The sequence below is a fragment of the Salinicola sp. V024 genome (assembly GCF_052645315.1).
In genome coordinates this window covers 521,445-528,694 of record NZ_JBQXYB010000002.1, presented here as the reverse complement: position 1 = coordinate 528,694, position 7,250 = coordinate 521,445, and the positions used below count along the sequence as shown (strand labels likewise).

The following is a 7,250-nucleotide window of genomic DNA, read 5'->3' as shown; positions in this document are numbered from 1 at the left end:
CACCACACAGGCTGCTTCCTGCTTGAATTCCGGCGTAAAAGATCGTCGTTTCCTGCTCATCAGACACCTCGCTAATGGTGGCAAGATTACCACCTATGCTGATGTCCGGTGTCATTGGACCACTACAGGGGCTCTGCTGCCTGTGGTCTCCTAATTCACATCACCCCAGCCCCGCAATCAGGTTCGGCATCACAAACGCGGCGGATAGCGGCATCCTCGGGTTGTAAGGTGGTGTGCTCAATACCGAAGCGCCCCCGCAATGTAGTTTGCAACTGCGGCAGTATCTCTTCCCATCGCCCCATCGCTTCCACATCAATATGCGCCGCTAGCGCTTGGCTGTTTGATGACAGGCTCCAGATATGCATGTCATGGATAGCAACGACGCCGTCGACCCGGACAAGGGCGCAGCCGACTTCATGTGCATCGATTCCTTCTGGCACGCCTTCCATCAACACTTGCGTCACCTCACGCAGTAGTCGAATGGCGGATACCAGAATCAATAGGCTGACGAAAAGAGACAGGATCGGGTCCGCAATGGGCGGCCCGCCCAGATAAATGACCGCCCCGGCAACCAGCGCAGCGACCGAGCCCAGCAAGTCTCCCATTACGTGCAGGAGCGCTCCGCGAACGTTTATAGTCTGCTCTCCACGCATCAGCGCCCAAGCCACTGCGATATTCACCAGCAAACCGAGCCCGCCGATCGCCAAAACCATGCCACCGGCAACAGCGGGGGTGTCTGCCATGCGGCGGATCGCTTCATAGGCGATAAATACAATCACTCCGAACATAAACAGCACGTTAAACAGGGCACCGAGAATTTCGGCGCGCTTGAGTCCAAAGGAATGCTGACGCGATGCCGGCTTCTTGGCCAGCCAAGCGGCGAAAGCACCAATCCCTAACGACAATGAATCGGTAAGCATGTGGCCTGCGTCCGACAACAGGGCAAGCGAATCAGCTATCAGGCCGCCGAATACTTCGACAGCTGCAAAACCCGTAGTAAAGACCAGTGCAAACAACAAGGTCTTGCCGCCACTATGGCTATGATTGTGGTCTGACATTGATGCCTCCTTCGTATATTGGCCATCGAGATTCCCCGCGAGCCGCTCTCACTCTCTATCAGGCCATTGGGTCGATATGTTTTTTCCGCGCTAATGAAAGGCAGTTGCACCTGCCACATTACGATTGGATATATTCACAAAGGAAGCCGTGGCTCGCCACGGCTGTCGTCCCGTAGCAGAAGTCATCCTAGTCGCTGGTGATCGTCGTACCGGCGCCAGTGCCTTTGAGCCTTTTCTTCGAGCGGGTGGTGGTGGTCTTTCTTTTTTACTCTCATTCATTTTGAGTCTTCCGTGTGCCAGGCTTTTATCTGCCTTACTTGAGGTAGGACTTGATGACCTGTAGTACCGCGTCCAAGTCTTGTTGCCGCTGCGCCAGTTCTGGCTCCCTGACGACGTGATCAGTCAGGTGCCCCTCCATGATGGCGGCCATCAACCCATTCACCGCCCCGCGAATCGCGGCGATCTGTTGCAGCACTGCAGTGCAATCGCCTTCCTGGTCAAGCTGCCTTTCAAGTGCGGCCGCCTGTCCCTGAATGCGTCGAACACGGGTTAGCAGCTTCGCTTTGTCTTTGATCGTGTGCATCTGGCTGTCTCTTTGAAGAGGAAAATTATACGGGGTGGTAGTATATGGATACTAAGGGGCAGTATGATCGGTTGCAAGAAAGGTGAAGGGATATGAATCGTTCATCCAGCATACCGTCTGTAAGACAGCGACACTTAAAGGAGGATCCATGCTCCAAGTGCTGAGTCACCGTAGTTACCGCCATTTATTCCTGGCTCAGGTCACCGCTCTCGTCGGCACCGGGCTGACGACGGTCGCCCTGGCGCTACTGGCCCATGACCTTGCGGCCGGGAAGGCGGGGATCGTGCTAGGCACGGCCTTGGCGATCAAGATGGTGGCCTACGTAGGCATCGCGCCGTTGGTTGGGGCCTACGCCTCGCGTCTGCCACGCCGCACTCTGCTGGTCAGCCTGGACCTGCTGCGGGCATCCGTGGTCTGCGCGTTGCCCTTCGTCACCGAGGTCTGGCAGATTTATGTGCTGATCTTCCTGCTCAATGCCGCCTCGGCAGGCTTCACCCCGGTCTTCCAGGCGACGATCCCGGATCTCCTCAAGGACGAGAGGCAGTACACCCGGGCGCTGTCGCTGTCGCGGCTCGCCTATGACCTCGAGAACCTGCTCAGCCCCATGGCCGCCACGGCACTGCTGATGGTGATGAGCTTCGATGTGCTGTTCCTGCTCAACGGCCTGGCCTTCCTAGTCTCGGCCAGCCTGGTCGTCTCGGTGGTCCTGCCATCGCCCCAGGTCTCGGATGACGAGGCGCCGAGCGTCTGGCGTAGGGTCTCACACGGTATGGGAATCTACCTGAAGACGCCCCGGCTGCGAGGGCTGCTGGCCCTGAACATGGTGGTATCGGCCGCCGGGGCCATGCAGATCGTCAATACCGTGGTCTACGTCCGCTCTGCCCTGGGCCTGGGCGAGCAGGCAGTGGCCATGGCCTTCGCGGCAGTCGGGGGCGGTTCGATGCTGGTGGCCCTGCTGCTGCCGAAAATGCTGGAGCGCGTGCGTGAGCGCCCGGTCATGCTCGCGGGCGGCGCGCTGATGACGGTGAGTCTGTTCCTCGGCCTGCTCGCTCCCGGGTTCGTCGGCCTGATGGGGCTGTGGTTTCTGCTGGGCGCCGGCGCCTCGCTCGTCATGACGCCCACCGGTCGCCTGCTCAAACAGTCGTGCCAGCCAGAGGACCGTCCGGCGCTGTTCGCCGCGCAGTTCTCGCTGTCGCATGGCTGCTGGCTGGTAGCCTATCCGTTGGCCGGCTGGGTCGGGGCCGAGGTGGGCCTGATCGAGACCTTCGCCCTGCTGGGGGCGATCGCGCTGGTGTCGACGGCACTCGCGACCCGTGTCTGGCCGTCATGGGACCCGATCGTGCTTGAGCATGATCATGCTCCTATGGAGCACACCCATTTACATTACCATGACGACCACCACCAGCATGCGCATGAGGGCTGGGAGGGGCCGGAACCGCATCGCCACCCCCACTATCATCAGGTAGGCCTGCATCGGCACGCTTTTGTGATCGATAGCCATCACACGAAATGGCCATCGTGAAATAACAAAGAGGCACAAGGAACGTCATGCATGCATGTAGGGGCGCTGCTGGTTGTAGCGCAGCATCAGGTAGAAGCCGATATCCCGTAAAGCCTACCGCACCGATAAGTAACCGGTCGCGGGCATCCATTCGCTCTTGTAGCTTCGAAATAACCGCTCCATGGACAAATTGGCCCCGCTTGGAGCGGCGGCTTCTCACATTGTGGGCGGACTTAAACCAGGGGGAAGGTCAATCCGTCAATCTCGATCCGATCATCCTGATGCAAGCGACAGCAGCGATTCGGCTATCGGCATTCGGCTATCCAATGACATCATGACACTCAATGCGGTTACCACCACGATCGAGATACCGAAGACCTTGCGAGCCCAGGCTTGATCATTGGTGGTTCGATAACCCTTGAGGGTAACGCTGAGCCAATAGCCTCCCATAACGACGGCGACGATGGCATAGGCCCATCCGGTATAGCCGGCAACCGATAGCATGACCGAAGCGATCACGAACAGCACCGTGTAGATCACAATGTGTCGCTTGGCCACCGCGATGCCACACTTTACCGGAAGTACCGGTATCGATGCCGAGGCGTAGTCGTCGAAGCGAAAGATGGCAATCGCATAGGAGTGCGGCATCTGCCACATGCTGAAAATGATCAGCAATAGCAGGGCACCCAGATCGAACGTGCCCGTCACCGCACAGTAGCCAATTACCGGTGGCGATGCGCCGGATAAACTTCCGATCAGCGTGCTGTAGACCGAATGGCGTTTGAGATAGAGGCTATAGGCACCCACATAGATGGCGAAGCCTAATGCCGCGAATCCGGTAGCCAACGGCGTCGTCATCCACGCCAGCAGGCCAAAACCGACGATACCCAGCAAACACCCGAACAGCAGGGCGATCGGAATCGAAATCTCGCCGGTCACCATGGCTCGAGACTGGGTACGTGCCATGCGACCGTCGATATCACGATCGATAATGTTATTGAAAACACAGCCGGACGCGACGACCAACGAGGTGCCCAGTACCACCGTCAAAAATAACCACGGTTCGAAACGGCCACCGGCGGCCAGGAAATAGCCGCCGATGACTGTGACGAGATTGCCGAAGATGATACCGGGCTTGGTCAACGAACTGTAAGCCTTGTATGTCACTTGGCTATCACATCAAATTCAGACGGAGGTGGTGCATGATCCATAGTGATCCCCCGACAATCAGTCCTATGATCACCGCCGTAAATACAAAAAATCCACCAGATTCACGACCCTGCTGAGTTCTAAATTCGAGATGCATGAAAAGAATTAACTGCACCAGGACCTGAACTACCGCCGTGACAATCACCGTAATGGCAGTTGCCAGGATACTGAATTTCCCCAGCATGACTACGCCAAAAGCCACCAGCGTTAGCGCAATCGATAGAATCAATCCAACAGTATAAGATTTATGGCTACCGTGGCTGGTGCCATCGTGAGAAGTGTGACTATCGTTCATGTCACATCGCTCCTATCAGGTAGACGAAGGAGAAGACGCAGATCCAGACAATGTCCAGGAAATGCCAGAACAGGCTCAGGCACAGCATTCGGGGTTTGGTCACGCTGTCCAGCCCGCGCTTGGATATCTGGAAAAACATGATCGCGATCCAGATCAGGCCAAAGGTCACGTGCAGACCATGGGTCCCCACCAGGGTGAAGAAGGCTGACAGGAAGGCGCTACGGTCCGGACCGTAGCCTTCGGCGATGAGGTTATGGAATTCGTACACCTCCATCGCGACGAAGCCAAAGCCCAGCAGGAACGTTACCGCCAACCACTTGAGGACGGCGCCGCGGTCGCCAGCATTCTGCGCCAGCACGGCCAGGCCGAAGGTGAAACTACTGATCAACAGCAGAAAGGTTTCGACCAGCACGAAAGGTAGCTCGAAGATCTCCTGCGAGGTCGGACCACCCGCAGTGGCGTTGGCCAGCACCCCAAAAGTGGCGAACAGCGTCCCGAAGATCACCAGATCGCTCATCAGGTAGATCCAGAACCCGAAGATCTTCATTGCGCCCGCGTCGTGGTGCTCATGCCCGTCGTGGGCATGAGCGTCATGTTGCTTGATTGTGTCGGTTGCCATGATTAAGCCTGCACCTCCAACCGTTTATGGTATTCACGTTCGGTCTTTTGGACCTCGGCAGCGCTGACGTGGTAGTCGGTATCGTTATTGAAGATACGGAACATGAACGTCACGAACATGCCAATGGCGCCCACGCCTACCAGCCACCAGATGTGCCAGATCAACGCGAAACCGAAGAACAGGGCGAACAGCGACATGATCGGACCTTCGGCCGTGTTCCTGGGCATGTGAATGTCCTCGAACTTGGTCGCCAGCTCGCGCTTGAAGCCACCCGGCTGCTGCTTCATCTCCCAGTAGCTATCGATGGACGCGACATCTGGCAGGTAAGCGAAGTTGTAGTTCGGGGGCGGAGAGGAGGTGGACCACTCCAGCGTACGCCCATCCCACGGATCGCCTGTCAGATCACGGTTCTTCTCGCGATCGCGAATACTGACGACAAGCTGGATCACGATGCAGGCAATGCCGCAGGCGATGATCACGGCGCCAAACCAGGCCACGATCATCAGCGGTTGCCACTCGGTCTGTTCATAGGACTGCATCCGGCGCATGGCACCGAAGAAGCTCAGCGCATACAGCGGCATGAAGGCGACGTAAAAGCCGATCAGCCAGCACCAGAAGGAACGCTTGCCCCATTTTTCGCTCAGCGTAAAGCCGAAGGCCTTCGGGAACCAGTAGGTGAGACCCGCCATCATGCCGAACACCACGCCACCGATGATGACGTTATGGAAGTGAGCGATGACGAAGAGCGTGTTGTGTAGGACGAAGTTCGCCCCCGGCACGGCCAGCATGACACCGGTCATACCGCCCAACGTGAAGGTGATGATAAAACCGATGGTCCAGAGAACCGGCGTCGTGAACTGGATGCGCCCGCGGTACATGGTGAACAGCCAGTTGAAGATCTTCACGCCCGTGGGTATGGCGATGACCATGGTTGCAATGCCAAAGAAGGAATTTACATCAGCACCCGCGCCCATGGTGAAGAAGTGGTGCAGCCAGACGGTGAACGACAGAAATGCGATCACTACGGTGGCCCAGACCATGGTCTTGTAGCCGAACAGACGCTTTCTGGTGAACGTCGCGATGACCTCGGAGAAGACGCCGAATGCCGGCAGAATCAGGATATAGACTTCCGGATGGCCCCAGGCCCAGATGAGGTTGACGTACATCATCTGGTTACCGCCCATGTCGTTCGTGAAGAAGTGCATGCCCAGATAACGATCCAGGGTCAGCAGGGCGATCGTCACGGTCAGAATCGGGAACGACAGAATGATCAGCACGTTAGTGCACAGCGCGGTCCATGTGAAGATCGGCATGCGGAACAGGGTCATGCCCTTGGTGCGCATCCTCAGGATGGTAACGAAGAAGTTGATCCCCGTCAGCGTCGTCCCGATCCCCGATATCTGCAGTGCCCAGATCCAGTAGTCGACACCCACGCCAGGACTGTATTTCAACTCCGATAGCGGAGCATAAGCCAGCCAGCCCGTCTTGGCGAATTCACCGATGACCAGTGACATATTGACCAGAATCACGCCCACCGCGAACAACCAGAAGCTCAGGTTGTTCATGAACGGGAAAGCCACGTCGCGCGCACCAATCTGCAAAGGGACCACCAGGTTCATCAAGCCGATGACCATGGGCATGGCAACGAAGAAGATCATGATCACACCGTGTGCGGTGAAGATCTGATCATAGTGTTCAGGGGGCAGATAGCCCTCGGCGCCGCCGGCAGCAATGGCTTGCTGCGTTCGCATCATGATCGCATCGGCGAAACCGCGGACCAACATGACGAGCGCAACGAGGAAGTACATCACACCGATCTTCTTGTGGTCGATGGAAGTGATCCACTCGCGCCACAAATAACCCCACTTGCGATAGTAGGTAATCAAACCAACGAGCAGGGCACCGCCGAGGGCGATCGCCGCCGCCGTCACCATGATGATTGGTTGCTCGAATGGAATCGAATCTAAGCTGAGTTTTCCGAACAT

The 7,250-nt window shown here is 57.3% G+C and carries 7 protein-coding genes and 1 pseudogene; 1 reads left to right on the top strand and 7 read right to left on the bottom strand.

The window, feature by feature from the left end:
- Positions 1–155: 155 nt before the first annotated feature.
- Both ACUN9V_RS05930 and ACUN9V_RS05925 read right to left on the bottom strand, forming a co-directional pair.
- Entirely contained in the window at positions 156–1,058 is a 903-nt protein-coding gene (locus tag ACUN9V_RS05930; RefSeq protein ID WP_445510700.1) for a cation diffusion facilitator family transporter, read from the bottom strand.
- A 313-nt stretch (positions 1,059–1,371) separates the two neighbouring features.
- Positions 1,372–1,641 carry a metal/formaldehyde-sensitive transcriptional repressor gene (locus ACUN9V_RS05925; protein WP_439283013.1) on the bottom strand — a complete coding sequence of 90 codons (270 nt, stop codon included), beginning with the start codon at positions 1,639–1,641 and terminating at the stop codon, positions 1,372–1,374.
- A 148-nt stretch (positions 1,642–1,789) separates the two neighbouring features.
- Between ACUN9V_RS05925 and ACUN9V_RS05920 the strand changes: the two genes are divergently transcribed.
- Entirely contained in the window at positions 1,790–3,163 is a 1,374-nt protein-coding gene (locus ACUN9V_RS05920; RefSeq protein WP_439283015.1) for an MFS transporter, read from the top strand.
- A gap of 24 nt (positions 3,164–3,187) precedes the next feature.
- On the opposite strand, the pseudogene ACUN9V_RS05915 reads toward ACUN9V_RS05920, so the two are convergent.
- The 5 genes and pseudogenes from ACUN9V_RS05915 to cyoB all read right to left on the bottom strand — a co-directional run.
- A pseudogene (locus tag ACUN9V_RS05915) lies at positions 3,188–3,334 on the bottom strand (IS3 family transposase); the annotation flags it as partial.
- Positions 3,335–3,415: 81 nt separating this feature from the next.
- Positions 3,416–4,309: a heme o synthase gene (gene cyoE, locus ACUN9V_RS05910; protein ID WP_445510699.1), complete on the bottom strand. Its 894-nt coding sequence runs from the start codon at positions 4,307–4,309 to the stop codon at positions 3,416–3,418.
- A gap of 7 nt (positions 4,310–4,316) precedes the next feature.
- Positions 4,317–4,646, bottom strand: coding sequence for a cytochrome o ubiquinol oxidase subunit IV (gene cyoD / locus ACUN9V_RS05905; RefSeq protein ID WP_295038206.1), 330 nt, complete (start codon positions 4,644–4,646; stop codon positions 4,317–4,319).
- 1 nt (position 4,647) lies between these two features.
- Positions 4,648–5,265: a cytochrome o ubiquinol oxidase subunit III gene (cyoC, locus tag ACUN9V_RS05900; RefSeq protein ID WP_071231185.1), complete on the bottom strand. Its 618-nt coding sequence runs from the start codon at positions 5,263–5,265 to the stop codon at positions 4,648–4,650.
- Positions 5,266–5,267: 2 nt separating this feature from the next.
- Positions 5,268–7,250 (bottom strand): cytochrome o ubiquinol oxidase subunit I, encoded by a 1,983-nt coding sequence (cyoB, locus tag ACUN9V_RS05895; RefSeq protein ID WP_445510698.1) that lies wholly within the window; start codon positions 7,248–7,250, stop codon positions 5,268–5,270.